The 20223-nt window shown below is 67.0% G+C and carries 22 protein-coding genes; 10 read left to right on the forward strand and 12 right to left on the reverse strand.

All coding sequences use genetic code 11. The annotated features are described in order from the left end of the window. Positions 1-3: 3 nt before the first annotated feature. The gene (locus AOA14_RS09130) at positions 4-852 is read right to left on the reverse strand and encodes a class I SAM-dependent methyltransferase (RefSeq protein WP_062903089.1); all 849 of its coding nucleotides are present in this window, start codon (positions 850-852) and stop codon (positions 4-6) included. A 172-nt stretch (positions 853-1024) separates the two neighbouring features. On the opposite strand from AOA14_RS09130, the gene AOA14_RS09135 reads away from it, so the two are divergent. Next, the gene (locus tag AOA14_RS09135) at positions 1025-2104 is read left to right on the forward strand and encodes a GNAT family N-acetyltransferase (RefSeq protein WP_238929764.1); all 1080 of its coding nucleotides are present in this window, start codon (positions 1025-1027) and stop codon (positions 2102-2104) included. Further along, entirely contained in the window at positions 2101-2946 is an 846-nt protein-coding gene (locus AOA14_RS09140) for a hypothetical protein (RefSeq protein ID WP_062901570.1), read from the forward strand. The genes AOA14_RS09135 and AOA14_RS09140 overlap by 4 nt, the downstream gene beginning before the upstream one ends. 99 nt (positions 2947-3045) lie before the next feature. Here the strand turns inward: AOA14_RS09140 and AOA14_RS09145 are convergent, their stop codons facing one another. Next, a complete protein-coding gene (locus AOA14_RS09145; protein ID WP_062901571.1) occupies positions 3046-3378 on the reverse strand; it encodes a hypothetical protein in 333 nt (110 codons plus the stop codon). Positions 3379-3462: 84 nt separating this feature from the next. Here AOA14_RS09145 and AOA14_RS09150 point away from each other — a divergent pair, with 84 nt between their 5' ends. Together AOA14_RS09150 and AOA14_RS09155 are read left to right on the forward strand one after the other, a co-directional pair. Continuing rightward, positions 3463-4389, forward strand: a complete 927-nt coding sequence (locus tag AOA14_RS09150) for a LysR family transcriptional regulator (protein WP_062901572.1) — start codon at positions 3463-3465, stop codon at positions 4387-4389. A 111-nt stretch (positions 4390-4500) separates the two neighbouring features. Then, on the forward strand, positions 4501-5268 hold the full coding sequence (locus AOA14_RS09155; RefSeq protein WP_062901573.1) for a sulfite exporter TauE/SafE family protein: 768 nt from the start codon (positions 4501-4503) through the stop codon (positions 5266-5268). 28 nt (positions 5269-5296) lie between these two features. Here the strand turns inward: AOA14_RS09155 and trmB are convergent, their stop codons facing one another. The 6 genes from trmB to AOA14_RS09185 are packed head-to-tail and all read right to left on the reverse strand — an operon-like array spanning position 5297 to position 10730. Further along, positions 5297-6022, reverse strand: a complete 726-nt coding sequence (gene trmB, locus AOA14_RS09160) for a tRNA (guanine(46)-N(7))-methyltransferase TrmB (RefSeq protein ID WP_062903090.1) — start codon at positions 6020-6022, stop codon at positions 5297-5299. 50 nt (positions 6023-6072) lie between these two features. Beyond that, complete coding sequence (gene metK, locus AOA14_RS09165; RefSeq protein ID WP_062901574.1) at positions 6073-7299, reverse strand: methionine adenosyltransferase; 1227 nt, start codon at positions 7297-7299, stop codon at positions 6073-6075. Positions 7300-7349: 50 nt separating this feature from the next. Continuing rightward, positions 7350-9017: an apolipoprotein N-acyltransferase gene (lnt, locus tag AOA14_RS09170; protein ID WP_202988454.1), complete on the reverse strand. Its 1668-nt coding sequence runs from the start codon at positions 9015-9017 to the stop codon at positions 7350-7352. Between the two features lie 39 nt (positions 9018-9056). Continuing rightward, the gene (locus AOA14_RS09175) at positions 9057-9431 is read right to left on the reverse strand and encodes a DUF2141 domain-containing protein (protein WP_238929765.1); all 375 of its coding nucleotides are present in this window, start codon (positions 9429-9431) and stop codon (positions 9057-9059) included. Beyond that, a complete protein-coding gene (locus tag AOA14_RS09180) occupies positions 9412-10200 on the reverse strand; it encodes a sterol desaturase family protein (RefSeq protein WP_062901575.1) in 789 nt (262 codons plus the stop codon). The genes AOA14_RS09175 and AOA14_RS09180 overlap by 20 nt, the downstream gene beginning before the upstream one ends. Beyond that, positions 10197-10730 carry a GNAT family N-acetyltransferase gene (locus tag AOA14_RS09185; protein ID WP_062901576.1) on the reverse strand — a complete coding sequence of 178 codons (534 nt, stop codon included), beginning with the start codon at positions 10728-10730 and terminating at the stop codon, positions 10197-10199. Before AOA14_RS09185 ends, AOA14_RS09180 begins: the two co-directional genes overlap by 4 nt. Before the next feature lie 45 nt (positions 10731-10775). On the opposite strand from AOA14_RS09185, the gene crtY reads away from it, so the two are divergent. Genes crtY through AOA14_RS09215 form a run of 6 tightly spaced genes read left to right on the forward strand, consistent with a single transcriptional unit; the run spans position 10776 to position 16041 of the window. After that, the gene (crtY, locus tag AOA14_RS09190; RefSeq protein WP_062901577.1) at positions 10776-11933 is read left to right on the forward strand and encodes a lycopene beta-cyclase CrtY; all 1158 of its coding nucleotides are present in this window, start codon (positions 10776-10778) and stop codon (positions 11931-11933) included. Further along, positions 11930-13402 carry a phytoene desaturase gene (locus AOA14_RS09195; protein WP_062901578.1) on the forward strand — a complete coding sequence of 491 codons (1473 nt, stop codon included), beginning with the start codon at positions 11930-11932 and terminating at the stop codon, positions 13400-13402. The genes crtY and AOA14_RS09195 overlap by 4 nt, the downstream gene beginning before the upstream one ends. Next, positions 13402-13983 (forward strand): LOG family protein, encoded by a 582-nt coding sequence (locus AOA14_RS09200; RefSeq protein ID WP_003041684.1) that lies wholly within the window; start codon positions 13402-13404, stop codon positions 13981-13983. Before AOA14_RS09195 ends, AOA14_RS09200 begins: the two co-directional genes overlap by 1 nt. Then, positions 13983-14954 carry a phytoene/squalene synthase family protein gene (locus tag AOA14_RS09205; RefSeq protein ID WP_062901579.1) on the forward strand — a complete coding sequence of 324 codons (972 nt, stop codon included), beginning with the start codon at positions 13983-13985 and terminating at the stop codon, positions 14952-14954. The genes AOA14_RS09200 and AOA14_RS09205 overlap by 1 nt, the downstream gene beginning before the upstream one ends. After that, entirely contained in the window at positions 14951-15523 is a 573-nt protein-coding gene (gene pnuC, locus AOA14_RS09210; RefSeq protein ID WP_062903094.1) for a nicotinamide riboside transporter PnuC, read from the forward strand. Before AOA14_RS09205 ends, pnuC begins: the two co-directional genes overlap by 4 nt. Then, entirely contained in the window at positions 15520-16041 is a 522-nt protein-coding gene (locus AOA14_RS09215) for an AAA family ATPase (protein WP_062903093.1), read from the forward strand. Before pnuC ends, AOA14_RS09215 begins: the two co-directional genes overlap by 4 nt. 63 nt (positions 16042-16104) lie before the next feature. On the opposite strand, the gene AOA14_RS09220 is transcribed toward AOA14_RS09215, so the two are convergent. From AOA14_RS09220 to secB, 4 genes are all read right to left on the reverse strand, one after another. Then, positions 16105-16806 (reverse strand): DUF4136 domain-containing protein, encoded by a 702-nt coding sequence (locus AOA14_RS09220; protein WP_082813247.1) that lies wholly within the window; start codon positions 16804-16806, stop codon positions 16105-16107. A gap of 114 nt (positions 16807-16920) precedes the next feature. Continuing rightward, entirely contained in the window at positions 16921-17937 is a 1017-nt protein-coding gene (gene trpS / locus AOA14_RS09225) for a tryptophan--tRNA ligase (RefSeq protein ID WP_062901580.1), read from the reverse strand. 3 nt (positions 17938-17940) lie between these two features. Continuing rightward, on the reverse strand, positions 17941-19539 hold the full coding sequence (gene murJ, locus AOA14_RS09230) for a murein biosynthesis integral membrane protein MurJ (RefSeq protein WP_062901581.1): 1599 nt from the start codon (positions 19537-19539) through the stop codon (positions 17941-17943). Between the two features lie 27 nt (positions 19540-19566). Further along, positions 19567-20079: a protein-export chaperone SecB gene (gene secB, locus AOA14_RS09235; protein WP_003041665.1), complete on the reverse strand. Its 513-nt coding sequence runs from the start codon at positions 20077-20079 to the stop codon at positions 19567-19569. Between the last annotated feature and the right edge of the window lie 144 nt (positions 20080-20223).

Genomic DNA, 20223 nt, shown 5'->3' on the forward strand with positions numbered 1-20223 from the left:
GGCTCAGGCGGCGGTCACCAGCCAGGCGCGCGCGCCGAGGCGAACCCCCGCTTCGGGATCATGATGCTCGCCATAGACGCGCTCCAGATCGGCGCGCGCCACTGCCATCACATCGGCGCCCGCCTCGCTCAGCACGCGCGCAGCGGACATCGATCCGAGCGCAAAGTCGGCGGCCTCCGCCGGGGTGCGCCCCGGCCCGCCGATCGCCTGATCGCCGCGCCAGTCGTCGATGTCGACCCGGGCAAAGCCGGCATCGGCGAGCAGGCCGCGCAGATAATCGATATCCTCGAAGGCGAAGGGCCCCGGGGCGCGCGGCGTCGCGGGCGGTACGTCGACGTGCGCGCGGATCACCGCCATCACCGCCATCATCCAGACATTGTCGCGCGGCGGTCCCCAGACGGCGAGGTCGAAGCGCGCGCCGGGCACGAGCTGCGTTCGCAAGTGGCGAAAGGCGGCGGCGGGATCGGTGAAAAACATGCTGCCGAAACGCGAGACAAGCCGGTCATAAGGTGCTGCCGGCAGCACCGCGCTCGCCGCATCGCCGCAGAAAAAGCGCAGCGCCGGAAGATCGGCGCCGGCCCGCGCGCGCGCCGCGACGATCAGGTCGGGCGAGATGTCGAGCCCGAGCACTGCTCCCCGCGGTCCGACGCGCGCCGCGATCGCGCGGCTCGTCGCGCCGCCCCCGCACCCCAGATCGACGATGCGCTCGCCCGCCGCGATCGCTGCGCGATCGAGCAGCGCGGTGCCGATCGGTTCCAGCATCGCTTCGAAATGGTCGACATTGCGCAACCAGCGCTGCCCCATTTCGCCGGACCAGTCGTCCGCGAACACCGATGTCTTGTCGCCCGTCATCGCCGCCTCCCGTCGCATCGCTCGCGCCTGCCTCCCGCAAGCCCCGTGCGGCGTCAAGCGATGATCCGCGCCGCGCAGACATTTATTAGCCTTTCCGCGCTATTCGCGCAGGCGAGAGGGGCAGAATTTGCTGCATGCGCATTTCTTCAGGCGCGCAGACCGACACGCGCAAATGGCGCCGCCGCATTCGGCGCGCGCGATCGATCTTGCGCGCTGGGACGGCAGCGCCTGGCTGGCCGAAGAATGGCGCGCGCTCGAACCCCATGCCCGCTGGCCGACCCAGAGTCACGCCTTCGCCGCCGCGCTGACCCCGTTGATCGAAGGCCAGCGCCGCAAGCTGCTCGGACTGCGCGCCGGCCGCACGATTTCGGCGCTCCTGCCGCTGTGCCGCGACGCGGGCGCGATCGGCCGCTGGCGCATCGCGGGATCGCGCGAACTGTTCGAGCCGGGCGATCTTCTTGCGGCGCGGCCCGATGATGCCGCCCCGATCGCGGGCGCGCTCGCGCGGTTGCACCAGCCGCTCTCCTTCGACCGGATTTCCGCCGACTCGCCGCTGCTTCCGGCGCTGCGCCGCGCGATGCACGGGCGCGGCCTGCTGTCGGTGCGCCCGGCGATGCCCTGTCCGCTGATCGTGCTCGACGTGAGCTGGCGCGATCCCGAAAGCCACTTCAATTCGGGCCGCCGGTCCGATTTCCGGCGCGCGGCCCGGCGCGCCGAGGCCCTGGGGCCGGTCACGTACGAGACGCTGGCGCCGGGCCTGGAGGATTTCGACGCGCTGTTCGACGAAGCGATCGGGGTCGAGGCGAAGAGCTGGAAGCTGGAGGCGGGCAGCGCGATCGCGGTTGACCGCCGCCGCGAGACATTCTTCCGCCGCTTTTTTCGCGATGCCGCCGCCGAGGGCCGGTTCCGGCTGTCCTTCATGCGGATCTGCGGCAATGCGGTGGCGATGCAATTGGCGCTGGTCAGCGACGATCGATACTGGCTGTTCAAGATTGGCCACGACGACCGCTTCGGCAAATGCTCGCCGGGGACGCTGCTGATGCTCCACACGCTGCGCTGGGCGGCGGGCGAGGGCCTGCGCAGCTACGAACTGCTCGGCGAGGCCGAGGGCTGGATCACCCGCTTCTGGACGCAGGAACAGCGCGCGTGCGTGCGCGTGCGCACCTATCCGGCAAGCGTGTCGGGGGCGCTGGCGCTCGCCGCCGACGGCGCCCATTGGGTGTGGCAACGCCTGGTCCGGCGCAGCACATGAAGGATAGGCCGCTCTGGCGCTGGCTGCGCGCGCGGCGCTATGCACTGCCGCAGCAGGCGGGCAGCTGGCTGCCGGTTCCCGACGCCGCGGCGGGCGCACGGGTCGCCCGGCGGCTGTCGCGCGGCGGTATCGCGGTGACGATCGGCTATTTTCAGGGCGATGCCGATGACGCCGACGCCATCGTGGCTGCTTACGGCCGGATCGCCGCCACTCCGCTGCCGCCGGGAAGCTATTTGTCGGTCAAGGCGCCGCCGCTGGGCTTTTGTCCGCGGCGGCTGCGCCGGATTGCCGAGGTGGGCGCGGCCGCGGGGCTGCCGGTGCTGCTTGATGCCCATGCCCCCGCCGATGCCGACGCGACATTGGATGCGCTTGCCGCCCTGCTGCCCGACTTTCCGGACAGCGGCATCGCCTTGCCCGCGCGCTGGCGGCGCAGCGCCGCCGATGCCGCGCGCCTGTCCGGGACATCGGCGCGTATCCGAGTGGTGAAGGGCGAATGGGCCGATCCGCTTTGCGATGCGGCGGATAGCGATGCCGCCTATCGGACGCTGATCGACGCTCTCGCCGGGCGCGCGGCGCCCGTAGCGGTGGCGACGCACAAGCCTGCGCTGGCTGCTGCCGCGCTCGACCGATTGCTTGCGGCGGGAACCCCGTGCGAGCTTGAACAATTGCGCGGGCTGCCCGGGCGCCGCGCGCTGGCCGCGGCGCGGATGCGCGGGGTCGGCACGCGCCTCTACGTCCCGCTCGGTCCCGGCTGGTGGCCCTATGCGATCAACAAGGCGCTTGCGCGGCCGCATCTGCCCTTATGGTATCTGCGCGACCGGATCGGGCTTGCTGATCGCTGAAACAAAATGGGGCGGCCCGTTTCGGTGCCGCCCCAGTTGTGCGTCCGTCCGGGGAGAGGGAGAGAGGACGGACCGGAGATGGTGTCGTGGCTTATTCGATCAGCGCGATGCAACCTGGCTGTCGGTCGCTTCATCGACGCCGGCAACCTTGAGCGCGGCGCGGAACTGCTTGGCGGCGGCGCGTTCGTTGCCCGCTTCGCACAGCTTCTTGCCGGTGGCGACGAAGCGCTTCGCGCTGGCCTGCTTGCCACCCTGGGCGCTGTCGGCGGCGGTGTTCGCCTGGTCGGCAAGGCCGGTGCAGCGATAATCGGCGCTGCCCTGCGCATAGGCCGGCGAGGTCGAAGCGATCAGGCCGCCGAAGGCGAGCGCCGAACCGGCGACGATCGCGAAAGCGGTGGGAAAGCGGCGAAAAGAGGAGAGCTGATTGGTCATGGGAGAGGTTTCCTTTCGTTTCGTTGTGCAACCTTTTTAGGCGCGCTTGCGCACTTAGATAATCCTCTATAATCTGCAAGTGCCTTGAAGCAGGATTTAACAATCCCCCATGGGGCGCTCGACGGGATCGAAGCTTTCCTGCGTGTCGCGGAAAGGCGGAGCTTTTCCGCCGCGGCAGCCGATCTGGGCGTATCTCCCTCGGCGATCAGCCAGACGATCAAGACGCTGGAAGCGCGCGTCGGCGCGCCTTTGTTCATGCGGACGACGCGTAGCGTCGGGCTGACGCAGGCGGGCGAAATGTTCCTCGAACGCGCCGCGCCTGCCTTTGCCGGGCTGGCTGACGCCTATGAAGCGGCGCGCAACCTGGGCAACCGTCCGGCAGGGCGGCTGCGCATCAACCTGATGCGCGGCGCGGTGCAGCCGATGTTCGAGCCGATCATCGCGGGCTTCGTCGACGCCTATCCTGAGATCGAGCTGGAAATTTATGCCGACGACGCGCTCGCCGACCTGAGCGCCGGGGGCTTCGACGCCGGCGTCCGGATGGGTGAATCGCTCGATGCCGATGTGATCGCTATTCGCCTCACCGGCCCGTTTCGCTTCGTCGCGGCCGCTTCGCCTGCCTATCTCGACCGCTTTGGGCGTCCCGAAAGGCCCGAAGATCTGAAAGATCATCGCTGCATCCGCTTCCGCCTGGCGACGGGGGCGCTGATGCCGTGGACCTTTGCGCAGGGGAACCGCGAATTCGAGGTCGGGGTGACCGGGCCGGTGATCGTCAACGACTGGATCGCCGCGCTGGTCGCGATGCGTACCGGCGTCGCGATCGGGATGATGGCCGAGCCGATGGCGAAGAAGATGGTCGAGACGGGCGAGCTCGAACTGGTGCTCAGCGACTATGCCGACGCGACCAGCGGGCTGTTCCTCTATTACCCCAGCCGCAAGCAGGTGATGCCCAAGCTGCGCGCCTTCATCGACTATGTCCGCGAATATCTGCCCGACCAGATAGGCGCCTGATCGGCTGCTGGCCGCACAAATAATATTCTTTGCCGCACGCAGAAAATTTATGCTGGTCAAGCTGCGCAAATCGCGGCAGCTAGTTCTCAACTAAAAAAGTTGGGAAGAATCATGCTCGATCTGTCGACCTTCGATTTCGCGGCGCTGTTGCCCTTCATCCTGATCGGCTTCGCCGCGCAGCTCGTCGACGGCGCGCTCGGCATGGCGTTCGGGGTGATCTGCAACACCTTGCTCGTCGCCGTGATGGGCGTGCCGCCCGCCACTGCATCGGCGCGCATCCATGTCGTCGAGGTATTCACGACCGCAGTGTCGGGGATCAGCCATCTGTTCCACCGCAATATCGAATGGGGCCTCTTCTTCCGCCTGCTCATCCCGGGCCTGATCGGCGGGGTGTCCGGCGCCTATCTGCTGACCTCGATCGACGGTGCGATCGTCAAGCCCATCGTCCTCGCCTATCTCGTCGCCGTCGGCGTGTGGCTGCTGATCCGCGGGCTGCTCTATCCGCCGAAAATTCGCAAGCCGACGGTGATTGCGCCGCTCGGCCTCGTCGGCGGCTTCCTCGATGCGGCGGGCGGGGGCGGCTGGGGGCCTGTCGTGACCTCCAACCTGCTCGTCCAGGGCGCCGAACCGCGCAAGGTGATCGGCACGGTCAACAGCGTCGAATTTTTCCTGACGCTCGCGGTGTCGGCAACCTTCATCTGGCACCTCGGCCTCGATGATGTCGCAGGCGCGACGCTCGGCCTGCTGATCGGCGGCGTTTGCGCCGCCCCGATCGGCGCCTTCATGGCCAAGCGCATCGCCCCCAAGCTGATGCTCGTACTCGTCGGCATCGTCCTGACCGCGACGAGCTGCTTCGGACTATATCGCGCGTTGATGTAAGAGGGCCGCCGGCAATCGACCGGACGATCTAGATGCGCCGATAGCGAAAATACCAGACCTCGTGCCCCTGCGCGCGCGCCTTGGCTTCGTAGCGGGTTTCGGGCCAGCCGCCGGGGCGCACCAGAAAATCCTGTGCGCTTTGCGCCAGCCATTCGAACTGGTGGCGGTGGCGCCGCATCACCATCAGCGCGTGGGCAAGGTAGACCGGATGGTCGGTGCCGAAGCGAAATTCGCCGCCGGGTTTCAGCTTGGCGGCGATCAGGTCGAGCGGGCCGTCGTTCATCATCCGCCGTTTGGCATGGCGCGCCTTGGGCCACGGGTCGGGGTGAAGCAGATAGGCGAAGCTCAGCGCCCCGTCGGGGATGCGGCGCAGCACCTCGAGCGCGTCACCATGGTGGATACGGACATTGGCGAGCGGCAGGCTCCGGCCATGGTCGCCCGACACATGCACCAGCGCCTGCGCGACGCCGTTGAGGAAGGGTTCGGCGCCGATGAAGCCGTGGTCAGGCAACATGTCGGCGCGCCCCGCCATATGCTCGCCGCCGCCGAAACCGATCTCGAAGTGCAGCGGACGCCCGGCTCCTTCGGCGTCGCCGAACAGCAATGACGCGGTGACCGGCCCTTCGGCCGGAACCGCGATCTGCGGCAGTAGCGTGTCGATCAGATCCTGTTGCCCCGCGCGCAGGGCTTTGCCCTTCGCGCGCCCGTAAAGGCGGTTGAGCGTTGTCGGATCGCCGGATTTATAAGCCGTCATGCCGCGCGCGTTAGCCGCCTCGGGCCGAGGCGGCAAGCGCCGCGGCGGCATCAGCCAGCGAACGCAGCTTTCAGCTTGTCGGTGAGGTCGGTGCGTTCCCACGGGAAGGCATCGCCCGACGCCTGGCGACCGAAATGGCCATAGGCGGCGGTCTGGCGATAGATCGGCTTGTTGAGGCCGAGGTGGGTGCGGATGCCCTTCGGCGTCAGGCGGACGAGCTGCGGCAGTAGCTGTTCGAGCGCGGCCTCGGTCACGCCCTCCGCCGCGGTGCCGTGCAGATCGACATAGACCGACAGCGGCTCGGCGACGCCGATCGCGTAGCTAAGCTGGATCGTGCAGCGGCGGGCAAGGCCCGCGGCGACGATATTCTTGGCGAGGTAGCGCGTGACATAGGCCGCCGAACGGTCAACCTTGGTCGGATCCTTGCCGCTGAACGCGCCGCCACCGTGTGGGCTTGCGCCGCCATAGGTGTCGACAATGATCTTGCGGCCGGTCAGGCCGGCATCGCCGTCTGGGCCGCCGATCTCGAAACGTCCCGTCGGGTTGATGTGATAGACGGTGTTCGCGGTCAGCAATTCGGCCGGCAGCACGTCGGCGATCACGCCGAGCACATATTTGCGCAGCTCCTGATATTTCGCCTCGTCGCCTTCGCCGCCGTGGAAGAAATAGGCCGGCGCATGCTGCGTCGAAACGACGATCGCGGTCGCCTCGACCGGGCGTTCGTTGGCATAGCGCAGCGTGACCTGGCTCTTCGCATCGGGTTCGAGGAAGGGGGCGATGCCCGCCTTGCGGTCGGCCGCCATGCGTTCGAGAATTTTGTGTGCATAGTCGAGCGTCGCGGGCATCAGGTCGGGGGTTTCGTCGGACGCATAGCCGAACATGATCCCCTGGTCGCCCGCGCCTTCGTCCTTGTCGGCGCTTTCGTCGACGCCCTGCGCGATATGCGCCGACTGGCCGTGCAGATTATTTTCGAAGCGGAACTGGTTCCAGTGGAAGCCGGCCTGTTCATAGCCGATGTCCTTGACCGTGTTCCGGACGGTCGCTTCGATCTCGTCGAGCGCGCCTGGCGCCCATTCACCGTCTTCGAACAGCCCCTTGCAGCGGATCTCACCCGCCAGCACGACGAGCTGCGTCGTCGTCAGCGTTTCGCACGCAACACGCGCTTCGGGGTCCTTCGCCAGGAACAGGTCGACGATCGAATCGCTGATCTGATCGGCCACCTTGTCGGGATGTCCTTCGGACACGCTTTCGGAGGTGAAGAGGAAGCTGTTGCGCATGGGGAGCCTTTTGGAATCGAATATAAAGGAAACTTTATGTCGCGCCGCTGTTAGCGCCCGCGCCGCCGAAAGGCAATGGCGAGTGCGAGCAGCAGCAGGGCAAAGCCGACGGGCAGCATGTTGCCATAACGCGCGAACAGGGTCGGTGCATGCGCCTTTGGAATGATGGTGTCGATGCGGCCGGCGGCGTGCATCGGCAGCGCTTCGACGATCCGGCCGTCGGCGTCGATCACCGCGCTGATCCCCGTCGGCGTTGCGCGGATCACCGGCAGCCCTTCCTCGATCGCGCGCAGCCGCGCCTGCGCCAGATGCTGCGGCGGACCCCAGGTACCGAACCAGGCATCGTTCGACGGATTGAAGATGAAATCGGGGCGGTGGGCGCGGTCGACGACCTGGCCCGAAAAGATGATCTCGTAACAGATTTGCAGTCCCGCCTTGCCGAAGGCGCCAAGGTCGAGCGTATGAGGTCCGGGGCCGGGCCAGAAATCGAGATCGCCGGGGGCGAGGCGCGACAGGCCGATCGCCGAAAGCAGCGGCCGCATCGGCAGATATTCGCCATAGGGCACCAGATGCGCCTTGTCATACCGCGGGCCGAGCGTCCCATCGGCATGGACCGTCATCACAGCGTTGCGCGCGCCCACGGCCTGCCCCGTGCGGTCGAACTCCAGCTTGAGCGCGCCGAGCAGCATCAGATCGCCGGAGTTCATCAGCGCGGTCAACCGTCCGCGTGCCTCAGCGGGCGAGCGGTCGTAATAGACCGCGGGATAGCCGGTTTCGAGATAGTCGGGAATCGCCGCCTCAGGCCACAGGATCAGGCGCGGCGCGTCGGATTTGGGCGCGGTCAGCCGCGCGAGCTTGGCGAAATTGGCGTCGGCCTTGCTGCCCTCCCATTTGTCCTGCTGCCCGACATTGGGCTGGACGACGGTGATTAGGGTACGTGGGGGCGCACCAGGGACCTTGCCGTTGATCGCGACGGCGACGCTCGAACTCGCAATACCGGCAATGGCGGCTGCGGTGATCAGCACCGGGCCCGCCGCAACGAGCGCGGCCGCTTTCCATCGCCGCGCGGAAGCCAGCAGCAGCCCTCCAGCTATTAGCAGGATCAGGGCACCCAGCCCATAGGTCCCGATCCAGATCGAGGCCGAGGCAAAGGGGCCGGAGGCGATTGCGCCGAGCGGATTCCACGCAAAACCGGTGAACGCCCAGCTTCGCAGCCATTCGGTGAGCGTCCAGAGCGCAGCGAAGCCGAGGATGAAGGAGAGCGTCGCCCCCGCGAAGGCGGGGGCCGGAATCGGGCTTAGGCCATCGGCGCTGGACAAGCCGCCAGCGGCCCCCGCCTTCGCGGGGGCGACTCGCGTGGATACCAGCCACGCCCCCCACGCTGCGAGCGCCGGATAGATCGCCAGATAGAGCGCGAGCAACACCACCGCGATCCACCCCAGCCACGCGGGCATTGCCGCCTGATAGGTAAAGGCGGTCGCAATCCAGTTGAGGCCTAGCGCGAAATGGCCGACCCCGAAGCCCCAGCCGATCCCGAAGGCGCGCGTGCCCCGCGGACTCCGCGCGACGAGCAGCATCCACCCGGCGAGCGCAAGCAGCGTCAGCGGCCAGAGATTCAGCGGCGCAAAACCGGTTGCGGAAATCAGACCGAGCAACAGCGCGAGCCCTTTGGGCCAGCGGTCGGCGATCGAAGCGATGCGGGTGGGGAGGCCGGTCACGCGCGCTGCTTTAGCGGGCGGCCGCGCAGCCCACAATCGTCACAGCATATATTTCATCTTGATCGACTGGCGCATGTCGCCAGTGACGGCAAAGCTCGCCGATTTGAACTTCGGCGGCCCCATGCGGATCGCCGGGTCGCGCGAAAAGCCGAAGCCTTCCTTGGGCAGGAACAGCGCCATGTCCATCTTGTTGTTGCCATTCTCGTCATGGACCACCGCGATGGCATAGGTTCCGGCGACGACTCCGCGGATTTTGAAATCGCCGGCGTCGGCCGCCTTTACCGCCATCCGCACCGACGCCTTGTCCTTGCTGCAGTCGGGAAAGGCCTTTGGGCTGGCGGTCAGGCAGACAAGAATCTGTCCCTTGACGTTGCGCAGGCCGGTAATGCTGACTTCAAGCGTCGGGCCGGGCATCGGAGCGTGAGGCGGCGCGGTCGCCGCGACCGGCAGCGGCACGAGCGCCGCCAAAGCTGCCCAGCCCGATATCGGTGCCGCATGCCTTGTCCCAGAAGCGGAAGTAAAGACCATAATTCCCCCGATAGGCAGCGTGATGCTGCTCATGGTGCGTCGCGGTTATCAGCCAGCGCCCTGCTGGTCCATGAACGAGTGCGCGCGGGAACATCTCCCACCCCATATGATTGCCGACCCCCATCAGCGTCATGATCGCGAGCACGAGACCCAGCACCGCGACATGGACAGGAACGACAAAGACCAGCGCCGGAATGACGATCGCGCCGGTGATAGCTTCCCAGGGGTGAAAGCTCATCGCCGCCCATGCGGTCGGCGGCCGGCTCTGGTGATGCACGGCATGCGCGATGCGGAACAGTCGCGGCTGGTGCATCCAGCGATGCGTCCAATAGAACCATGTGTCGTGAAGAAGCAGATAGACGAAGAGGCTGACCGGCAGATACCAGAGGGGAAAGGCGTGGACGTCGGTGTAGATGCCCGTCCAGCCTCGCGCCTGCCATCCCCAGGCGACGATGCCCGCCGGAATGCCGTAAATCGCTGCGCTGGCAAGGCTCCAGCCGATTTCGCGCCGCATCTGCGTCTCGAGCCCGCGATAGAGACCGGGATGCTTGAGCCGCGTTGCGAGCGCAAATCCTCCGCTGCTCAGCAGATAGCGTCCGCCGACGATCAAGGTCATCGCAAGCGCCGACAGCGCGATGGCGAGCGCGGCGCTCATGCGGGCGCGCTCGCGGTGCCGTCGCCGAGAGGGCGCTGCATATAGACGGTGTCGAGCCAGCGCCCATGCTTCCAGCCCATGCCGGCGAGGCGCCCCGCATGGACAAAACCCGCCGCCGTATGGAGCGCGATCGAGGCAGGCTCGGCGCCGCCGATCACCGCGACCATCGTGCGGAAGCCCGATGCTTCGGCGGCGTCGAGCAGCGCGGCGAGCAAGGACCGGCCGACCCCGCGTCCTTGCTGCGTCGGGGCCACGTAAATGCTGTCCTCGCACGCCCAGGCATAGGCGGCGCGCGGGCGGAACTGGCTGGCATAGGCATAGCCCACGATCCCGCCGTCGGCCGCCTCGGCGACCAGAAAGGGCCAGCCCTTTGCGCGATGCTCCGAAATCAGCGCCGCGGTGGCGAGCGTGCTGCGCGGCTCGGTGTCGTAGCTGGCGGTTCCGTGCGCGACATGGTGCGCGTAAATTGCGGCGATGGCCTTGGCATCGTCGGGGGTCGCGGAGCGGATGACGGGAACTAGCGCTGCCATGCGAAAGCGATAGCCGCTCGCCGCCAGCCTCGCTAGGGCTGCTGGATGAACGGCGCCGATTCCGACTCTTGCGACATTGCCATCGTCGGCGGCGGGCTCGCCGGCGGGCTGGCAATGCTTGCGCTGGCGCGGCGGCGCCCCGATCTCGACGTGCGGCTGATCGAGCCAGGGCCGGTCGGCGGCAATCATCTCTGGTCCTTTTTCGACGGCGACGTCGCGGCGCGCGACCGCTGGCTGATCGAGCCGCTGATCGCGCATCGCTGGAGCGGCTATGACGTTGCCTTTCCCGCCTATCGCCGGGCGATTGCCATGCCCTACAACAGCATCGACAGCGAAACGCTGGCGGAGGCGGTCGCCGCGCTGTTGCCGCCCGAACGGCTGATCGCGAAGGCGGCGACGCGGCTCGCGCCGCAATCGGTGCTGCTGGAGGGCGGCGACCGGCTCGCCGCGCGCCACGTCATCGACGCGCGCGGGATCGGCGACCTCACGGGGGTCGATTGCGGCTGGCAGAAATTCGTCGGGCAGGCTCTGCGCGTCGCGGGTGGACACGGCCTCGCTCAGCCCGTGGTGATGGATGCGACGGTCGATCAGATTGGCGGTTATCGCTTTGTCTACTGTCTGCCTTTCGATGCCGAGACCGTCTTCGTCGAGGACACCTATTATGGCGACGATGCCGACCTTGACGTCGGCGCGGTTCGCGCGCGGATCGCCGATTATGCGGCGGCGCGCGGGTGGACGGTCAGTGCAGTCGCGCGCGAGGAAACCGGATGGCTGCCCGTCGTCATGGCGGGCGATTTCGACGCGATCTGGCCGCGGGACGACGCCGTGGCGCGTATTGGCGTGCGCGCGGGTCGCTTTCACGCCACGACCGGCTATTCGCTGCCCGACGCGGTGCGCGCCGCGGCGGCGCTTCCCGCGCTCGTCGATCGCGCCGATCTGGGCGCGCGGCTGCGCGCCGATGCGGCGACCGCGTGGCGGCGTCAGCGCTTTTACCGCATGCTCGGCGCAATGCTGTTCCGCGCTGCGGAACCGGCCGAGCGCTATTGCATCTTCCAGCGCTTCTATCGCCTGTCGCCGGCACTGATCGCGCGCTTCTACGCCAGCGCGTCGAGCGGTGCCGACCGGCTGCGGCTCTTGTCGGGCCGCCCGCCGGTGCCTATCGGACGGGCGATCAGGGCAATCGGGAGTTTCGACTGGCTATGACGCGAAGGGCCATCGTTATCGGTGCGGGGTTCGGCGGGCTTGCGCTCGCGATCCGGCTCCAGTCGGCGGGCATCGCGACCACGGTCGTCGAAGCGCGCGACAAGCCCGGCGGGCGCGCCTATCATTGGAAGCGCGAAGGGTTCACGTTCGACGCGGGGCCGACCGTCATCACCGACCCGCCCTGCCTCAATGAACTCTGGGCGCTCAGTGGTCAGGACATGGCGGCCGACGTCGATCTTGTTCCCGTTACCCCCTTTTACCGGCTGAACTGGCCCGACGGCACCAACTTCGACTATTCGAACGACGAGGCGGCGCTGCGCGCCGAAATCGCGAAGCTCGATCCCGCCGATATCGCGGGATACGAGCGTTTTCTCGATTATTCGCGCGGGGTTTATGAAGAAGGCTATGTGAAGCTCGGCTCGGTCGCCTTCCTCGATTTCGCCGCAATGCTACGCGCAGCGCCTGCGCTCGCGAAATATCAGGCATGGCGCAGCGTCTATTCGATCGTATCCTCTTATGTGAGGGACGAACGGCTGCGGCAGGCGCTGTCGTTCCACACGCTGCTCGTCGGCGGCAATCCGATGACGACCAGCAGCATCTATGCGCTGATCCACACGATCGAAAAGGACGGCGGCGTGTGGTTCGCGCGCGGCGGCACCAACGCGCTGGTCGCGGCGATGGTGCGATTGTTCGAGCGGCTGGGCGGGGTGCTGCGGCTGGGCGATCCGGTGGCGCGGATCGAAACGCAGGGCGATCGCGCGACCGGGGTGGTGACCGCCGGCGGCTGGCAGGGTGCTGCCGATATGGTCGCGTGCAACGGCGACCTGATGCACAGCTACAGAGATCTTCTCGACCATTCGCGTGGGGCAAAGGTCGCCAAAAGCCTGGCGCGCAAGCGCTGGTCGCCATCGCTCTTCGTCATCCATTTCGGCGCGAAGGGCGACTATCCGGACGTCGCGCACCACAGCATCCTCTTCGGCCCGCGCTACAAGGGGCTGCTCGACGACATCTATGGCGGGAGGGTGCCCGACGATTTCTCGCTCTACCTCCATCATCCCAGCATCACCGATCCCGGCATGGCGCCGCCCGGCCATTCGACCTTCTACGCACTCGCCCCGGTCGCGCATCTCGGCAAGGCGAAGGCCGACTGGGACGGCGATTTCGGCGCGCGTTTCGCGGAGGCGATCCTCGAAGAGGTCGAGCGCCGCGTCGCGCCCGGACTCCGCGCCAATCTTGTCACGCGCTTTCACTATACGCCCGCCGATTTCGGCCGCGATCTGTCGGCGCATCTTGGCAGCGCCTTCAGCCTCGAACCCGTGCTATGGCAGAGCGCGTGGTTTCGCGCCCATAATCGCGACGATATGATTTCGAACCTTTACTTCGTCGGCGCCGGGACGCATCCGGGCGCCGGTATTCCAGGTGTCGTCGGCAGCGCGAAGGCGACCGCCCAATTGATGTTGGAAGAATGATGAAACGCATTGCCGTCTATTGCGGGTCCGCAACCCCCGAAGACCCAATCTATATGGAAACCGCGCGCCACGTCGGCCGGACGCTGGCGAGCCGCGGAATCGGGGTCGTCTATGGCGGGGGCCGGCTCGGGCTGATGGGTGCGGTCGCCGACAGCGCCCTGGAAGCGGGCGGCGAGGTGATCGGGGTGATCCCGGATGCGCTCGTTGGGACCGAGGTCGCGCATCGCGGCTGCACCGAACTGCACGTCGTTTCGGGAATGCACGAACGCAAGAAGATGTTCACCGACCTGTCGGACGGCTTTCTGACCATCCCCGGCGGCGTCGGGACGATGGACGAATTGTGGGAAGCGATCAGCTGGGCGCAACTCGGCTATCATGCCAAGCCGGTCGGGCTACTCAACGCGGCGGGTTTCTATAACGATCTGATCGCCTTCAATCGCCGGATGATCGACGTCGGCTTCATCCGGCCCGCGCACGCCGGGATCATGATTGTCGATGCGGGAATCGACGAACTGCTCGACAAGATGGCCGCTTACCAGCCGCACGAGCCGATCTTCGCGATGAAGGCCGACGATCTGTAATGACCGCGGCCGGGGGCTATGATGCGGCGGCCCTGCACCGCTTTGCGCACGACAGCATCGCGCGCGGGTCGAAAAGCTTTGCGCTCGCCAGCCGGCTGTTCGACCGGCGGACACGCGAACGGGTGCTGCTGCTCTATGCCTGGTGCCGCGCCGCCGACGATCTGACCGACGGGCAGGATCATGGCGGCACCATGCGCGCGGGGCACGACGCGGTGGCGGCGGTCGCGCGCATCCGCGACCTGACCGATCGCGCCTTTGCCGGCGATCCGACCGGCGACCCCGCCTTCGACGCGCTCGGCCTGCTGCTGACCGAGGTCGCGATCCCGCGCGCGGTGATCGACGACATCGTCGCAGGCTTCGAACTCGACGCCGCCGACTGGCGCCCGCGCAGCGAGGCCGATCTGTTGCGCTATTGCTATCATGTCGCGGGCGCGGTGGGCGTCGCGATGGCGCTCGTCATGGGGGTCGATCCGACGGACGAAACGACGCTCGACCGTGCGTCCGACCTCGGCATAGCTTTCCAGCTCGCCAATATCGCGCGCGACATTGCCGAAGATGCGGCGGCCGACCGCTGCTATCTGCCGGTCGACTGGCTGGTCGAGCTGGATATTCCGCCGGGTCAGCATATGCATCCCGCCTTTCGTCCACGTCTTGCCGTAATGGCGAAATGGCTCGCGGAAATGGCCGGAGAATATGAAGCGTCGGCGCGCTGGGGGGCGCGCAAGCTGCCGCCGCGCAGCCGCTGGGCGGTGCTTGCGGCCGCGGGCATCTATGGCGACATCGCGCGGGCGGTGCGGCGCCGCGGCGATCATGCGTGGGACCATCGCACCGCGACGACGCGCGCCGCGAAATTCGGCTGGGTGGCGCGCGCCGGCTGGTCGGTGCTGCGCCGCCCGCCGCTGCGGCGGATCGCCCGCGACGGGCTGTGGACCCGCCCGCGGATCGCCGGCGGCGCGGAGACGGCGCAGTGAGCCAGCTCGAGTGGCTGGCCGCCGCGCTCGTCCTGATCAACGTTGCGCTGGTCGCGATGCGCAAGGTGTGGAACTATCCTTTCGCGCTCGCTGCCGTCACCCTCTATGCTTTCGTCTTCTTCGAAGCGAAGCTGTACAGCGACATGCTGCTCCAGGGATTTTTCTTCGTCCTCAATCTTTACGGCTGGCTCAGCTGGGTTCGCGCGCGCGACGACAGCGGCGTGCCCGTCGGATGGATGCCCGGCCGCGATCGCTGGCGATGGGGCGCCGCTGTCGGGGTGGCCTGGGTCGCGTGGAGCTCGGCGATGCACCGCTACACCGACGCCGCGGCGCCGTGGATCGACGGCGGCATCGCGATGCTCAGCATCGCGGCGCAATGGCTGCTCGCGCGGCGCCGGGTCGAAAGCTGGTGGCTGTGGATTCTCGTCGATCTGGTCGCGGTGCCGCTGTTCGCGTGGCGCGGCCTTTATGCGACCAGCGCGGTCTATGTCGTCCTGCTGGGACTGTCGATCGACGGGCTGATCCAGTGGCGCCGCGCCGCCGCCGCGCCCGCAGCGATGCCGGCATGACGCGCCATATCGGCCTCCACGGCGCCGAATCGACCGGCAAGTCGAAGCTGGCGCCGCGTCTTGCTGCGCGTCTGGGCGGCGTGGTCATCCCCGAATATGGTCGCACCTATTGCGAGGCGAACGGCACCGATCTCGATGCCGCCGATCTGCTCGCCATCTTTCACGGCCATGTCGCCGCGACGAAGCTTGCCCTCGCGCAAGCCCCGGCGTGGGTGATCTCGGACACCGATCCGCTGATGACGCAGGCGTGGGCGATCATGCTGCTCGGCCGGCGCCTGCCCGAAATCGACGCCTGGAGTGATGTCGCCGACTTCTACCTCGTCCCCGCGCTCGACCTGCCGTGGCGCGAGGACGGCACGCGGCTGTTCGGAAGCGACCTTGCACGGCGGCAGTTCATGGATGTCGCGATAGCCGAACTCGACCGCCGCCGCCTGCCCTGGGCCTGGGTCGAAGGCGATGGCGACGCCCGCCTCGAAAGCGCTCTCGCCGCGATCGCGGCGGCGGGGCTTGATCGATAACCCGCGCACGAAAAAGCCCGCCTTCGGCCTGAAGGCGGGCTTTTACAAAACCACCTTTGGCGGTTACTTCTTTTCGGGCGGCGCCACGGTGATGCGCACCCGTTCGCCCGAATTGCCGGGGAAGTTGGTGAACATCGCCTCGACAAGATTGGGAACGATCTGCGTCAGGTCATTATCGCGTGACTGCGCCTGTGCATGGCCTTCGAACAATCGATAGCCGTCGGCGGCGCGGCTGATCTGCAGATTGAGGTCGCTGGTGTAGACGGTGAAGCTTTCGACGTCATTATAGCCCCAGCTCGGGCCGAAGCCGCCCCACATGAAGGGGTCGCGCCAGCCGTAAATATAGCGGCGCCCGCGGGGGCCGCGCACGATCACGGGCGGCGAATAGAAGCCGCGGCCGTAATAGCCGCCGTACCAGGGATTGCCGAAGCCGGGCGAGGAGACGACGCGTTCGCGCCCCTTGTCGATGCCATAATCCATGCGCACGACCATGTCGGCCTTTTCGCCGGGGGCGGCGGGACGATAGCCATAGCGCGTCAGTTCACCCGCGACGAGCGTCGCATATTGATTGAACTCGATCCCGCCCTGCAGCGCCGGGTCATTCGCCTCGATCGCGAAGCTCTGCCCCTGCGGTGCGGGAAGCTGGGTCTGGAAGCGCGCGACATCGGCGCGGAAGGGCGTGGCGGCACAGCCGGCCATCACCAGCGCCGCGCCCGTCATGGCGGCGAGTCCCAGACGCCGAAAGATTGTCTTGCTCATCATCATGCTCCGTGATTCGGTGCGCGCACAGCACACACCGTTTATAGCATGACTACGCCGGCGCGGCTGAACCTTGGTTTAACCCGCTTCGTCGCAGCTCCGTTCCACGCAGACAATGACTTAGCGGCAAAGCCCCAAGACTTTGTATGTGGTGTCGAGCGTCGGCTTTGCAAGCGCGCGTGCCTTGTCGGCGCCCTTGTCGAGGATCGCGTCGAGCGCCGTCTGGTCGTCCTTGAGCGCGACGAAGCGCGCGTTGATCGGCGCCAGCCGCTCGACCAGCAGCTCGCCGAGCGCGGGCTTGAACGCGCCGAAGCCCTGCCCGCCGAACTGTTGCAGCACCGCGTCGGTGCTCGAGTCGGCAAGCGTGGCGTAAATCCCGACCAGATTGCGCGCCTCGGGCCGCCCTTCCAGCCCTGCGGCCTCGGACGGCAGCGGTTCGGGATCGGTCTTCGCCTTCTTCACCTTCTGCATCATCGTGTCAGCATCGTCGGTCAGGTTGATGCGGCTCATGTCCGACGGATCGGATTTGGACATCTTGGCCGACCCGTCGCGCAGGCTCATGATCCGTGCCGCGTCGGGCGGGATGATCGGTTCGGGCAGGGTGAAGACCGGGTCTTGCGCGCTCGCATAGTCATTGTTGAACTTCTGCGCGATGTCGCGCGCCAGCTCCAGATGCTGCTTCTGGTCCTCGCCGACGGGAACGTGCGTCGCCTGATAGAGCAGCACGTCGGCCGCCTGCAGCACCGGATAGGTGTAGAGCGCCGCCGAGGCGCCCTCGCGATTCTTGCCCGACTTGTCCTTGAACTGCGTCATCCTGTTCAGCCAGCCGATCCGCGCGGTGCCGTTGAGCAACCATTGCAGCTCGGCATGCGCGGGGACGCGCGCCTGGTTGAACAGGGTCGAACGGTCGGGGTCGATGCCGCAGGCGACGAGCGCCGCAGTCATCGCGCGGGTGTTTGCGGTCAGATCGGCCGGGACGTGCGGCATCGAGATTGCGTGCAGGTCGGCCAGAAAGAACAGGCAGTCGCCGCCTTCGCTCGCCACCTGATCCTGCATCCGCACCCAGTTGCGGATCGCGCCCAGATAATTGCCGAGGTGCAAATTTCCGGTGGGCTGGATGCCCGAAACGATCCGCATGTCTTACTCCTGTGTTGGCGCGGGCTTGCCGCGGCGCCGCGTCAGCATGGCGACCAGATCCTTGTCAAGCGCACCGACAAGGAAAGCCACGGCGAAAAAGGTCGCGCCGCCCGCCAGCACGAGCGCGGCGAGCGCGCCGACCCGTTCGGCGACATTGCCGCCATAATAGGGGGCGACGACGGGCATCAGCCAGACGAGCAGCGCCGACATTGCCGCGACCGCGACGATCTGCCGCGCGATCCGGCTTGCCAGCCGGGCGGTAAAATGGAACCAGCCGCGGCGGTGGAGCACGGCATAGAGCAGCAGGCAGTTGAAGCTTGCCGAAGCTGCGGTCGCCCCGGCGAGTCCGACGATGCCATAGCGTTCGACGACATAGAGGTTGATCGCAATATTGAGGGTGAGCGCGGCGAGCGCGGTCCACACCGGCGTCCGTGTGTCTTCGCGCGCGAAAAAGCCGGGGTTCAATATCTTGACGATCACATAGGCCGGCAGCCCCGCGACCAGTGCCACGACGATATCGGCCATGATTGCGCCGTCGGCCGCAGTGAATTTGCCGCCCACGAAAAAGGCGGTGACGAAGGCGGGCGCGCAAATGGCAAGCGCGGCGGCGGCGGGCAGGGTGAGCAGCGTTGCCATTTCAAAGGCATTGCTCTGCAACCGCTGCGCCTCGGCGGCGTCGCCGCTGTGAATATGGCGCGACAGCATCGGCAGGATCGCTGTGCCGAGCGCAATGCCGACAATGCCGAGAGGCAACTGGTTGAGCCGGTCAGCGAGCTTGAGCAAGGTTAGCGACCCCTGCGGCAGCGAGGTGGCGAAGAAGGTGTCGACGAACTGGCTGATCTGGTAGATGCCCGCGCCGAACGTGGCGGGAAGGATCAGCATGCCCAGCCGCCGGACCTCGGGCGTCAGCCGCGGCAGCCGCAGATGCAGGCGCAGCCCGGCGCGTCGCACCGCCCACCACAGATAGGCAAGCTGGGCAACCCCCGCGAGGCTGACCGCTGCCGCGAGCGCGAGCGCGACGATCCGGTCGTCGTGACTGTCGCCGCGCAGCCACCAGCCGGTGATGATCCCGCCGATCAGCACGATGTTGAGGAGCACGGGCGCAAAGGCGCCGGGCGCAAAGCGCGACCGCGCGTTCAGCAGGCCCGACAGCATCGCGACGAGGCTGATCAGCGCCAGATAGGGAAAGGTGACGCGGCTGAGGAAGACCGCCAGCTCGAACTTGCCGGGAACGCTGCCAAAATCACGCGCGAGAATCCACACGATTCCCGGCATTACGGCCATCATGACGCCCGAAAAGACGAGCAGCGTCCACAGAAAGACCGACAGCACATCGTCGGCGAAGCGCGCCGCCGCCGCTTCGCCGTCGCCTTCGCTGCCGTGCAGCGCGCGACTGTACATCGGCACGAAGGCGACCGAGAAGGCGCCCTCGGCAAACAGCCGCCGAAAGGTGTTGGGCAGGGTGAAGGCGAGCTGAAAGGCGTCGGCCGCCAGCCCGGCTCCGAGCACGCGCGCAAGCAGCATGTCGCGCGCGAAGCCGAAGATCCGGCTGAGCAGCGTCAGCCCGCCGATCGTCCCGACGTTCTTGACCAGGCTGCTCATCGGATCAGCCGGCCGCCGCTGTCGGGATCAGGCCTGGCCGACCGGCGCGGCGTCGCCCGCCTGTTCGGCCTGCGCCTGCACCTGCTGCATGAACAGGCCGTGGAAATCGATCGGGTCGAGCAGCAGCGGCTGGAAACCGCCATCGCGCACGACGTCGGCAACGACGCGGCGTGCGAAGGGGAACAGGATGCGCGGCGCTTCGGCGAGGAAGAAGGGCTGAAGCTGATCGTCGGGGACGTTGCGCACGCCGAACAGGCCCGCATATTTGAGCTCGATGACAAAGGCCGTGCCTTCGTCATGCTTGGCGGTGACATCGATCTTCAGCGTCACTTCGAACAGATTGTCACCGACGCCGTCGGCGGCGATGTTGAACTGGACGTCCATCTGCGGCGCCGACTGCCACTGGAAAACCGCCGGAGCATTGGGGTTTTCGAACGACAGATCCTTCACATATTGCGAAATCAGGCCGATCGCGGGGCTGGTGTCTTCGCCATTCGCCTGCGGTGCGGGATTGATGTCGATGCTGGTCTCGTCGGCCATGTCAGATGCGCTTTCGTTGAAACGATGGATGAACTGTGGGTCACCGTCCGCAGGCCGTGCAAGGCCCGCGTCAAATGGTTGCGGCGGCGCTTAGCAGCGGCGGCGCGCCAGCACAATGGCTGCAAGAGCCGCGGCCGGGCGCCC

Origin of the sequence: Sphingopyxis terrae subsp. terrae NBRC 15098 (assembly GCF_001610975.1) — a bacterium.
GTDB classification, from domain to species: Bacteria; Pseudomonadota; Alphaproteobacteria; order Sphingomonadales; family Sphingomonadaceae; genus Sphingopyxis; species Sphingopyxis terrae_A.

Coding starts and splice junctions, on each gene's coding strand:
- AOA14_RS09140 (WP_062901570.1), top strand. CDS start 2,101: ATGAAGGATAGGCCGCTCTGGCGCTGGCTGCGCGCGCGGCGCTATGCA.
- AOA14_RS09135 (WP_238929764.1), top strand. CDS start 1,025: ATGGCGCCGCCGCATTCGGCGCGCGCGATCGATCTTGCGCGCTGGGAC.
- AOA14_RS09175 (WP_238929765.1), bottom strand. CDS start 9,431: ATGCCCGGCCCGACGCTTGAAGTCAGCATTACCGGCCTGCGCAACGTC.
- trpS (WP_062901580.1), bottom strand. CDS start 17,937: ATGCGGATCGTTTCGGGCATCCAGCCCACCGGAAATTTGCACCTCGGC.
- secB (WP_003041665.1), bottom strand. CDS start 20,079: ATGGCCGACGAGACCAGCATCGACATCAATCCCGCACCGCAGGCGAAT.
- AOA14_RS09200 (WP_003041684.1), top strand. CDS start 13,402: ATGAAACGCATTGCCGTCTATTGCGGGTCCGCAACCCCCGAAGACCCA.
- crtY (WP_062901577.1), top strand. CDS start 10,776: ATGAACGGCGCCGATTCCGACTCTTGCGACATTGCCATCGTCGGCGGC.
- AOA14_RS09205 (WP_062901579.1), top strand. CDS start 13,983: ATGACCGCGGCCGGGGGCTATGATGCGGCGGCCCTGCACCGCTTTGCG.
- AOA14_RS09185 (WP_062901576.1), bottom strand. CDS start 10,730: ATGGCAGCGCTAGTTCCCGTCATCCGCTCCGCGACCCCCGACGATGCC.
- metK (WP_062901574.1), bottom strand. CDS start 7,299: ATGCGCAACAGCTTCCTCTTCACCTCCGAAAGCGTGTCCGAAGGACAT.
- murJ (WP_062901581.1), bottom strand. CDS start 19,539: ATGAGCAGCCTGGTCAAGAACGTCGGGACGATCGGCGGGCTGACGCTG.
- AOA14_RS09215 (WP_062903093.1), top strand. CDS start 15,520: ATGACGCGCCATATCGGCCTCCACGGCGCCGAATCGACCGGCAAGTCG.
- AOA14_RS09180 (WP_062901575.1), bottom strand. CDS start 10,200: ATGAGCGCCGCGCTCGCCATCGCGCTGTCGGCGCTTGCGATGACCTTG.
- AOA14_RS09155 (WP_062901573.1), top strand. CDS start 4,501: ATGCTCGATCTGTCGACCTTCGATTTCGCGGCGCTGTTGCCCTTCATC.
- AOA14_RS09220 (WP_082813247.1), bottom strand. CDS start 16,806: ATGATGATGAGCAAGACAATCTTTCGGCGTCTGGGACTCGCCGCCATG.
- AOA14_RS09195 (WP_062901578.1), top strand. CDS start 11,930: ATGACGCGAAGGGCCATCGTTATCGGTGCGGGGTTCGGCGGGCTTGCG.
- AOA14_RS09130 (WP_062903089.1), bottom strand. CDS start 852: ATGACGGGCGACAAGACATCGGTGTTCGCGGACGACTGGTCCGGCGAA.
- AOA14_RS09145 (WP_062901571.1), bottom strand. CDS start 3,378: ATGACCAATCAGCTCTCCTCTTTTCGCCGCTTTCCCACCGCTTTCGCG.
- trmB (WP_062903090.1), bottom strand. CDS start 6,022: ATGACGGCTTATAAATCCGGCGATCCGACAACGCTCAACCGCCTTTAC.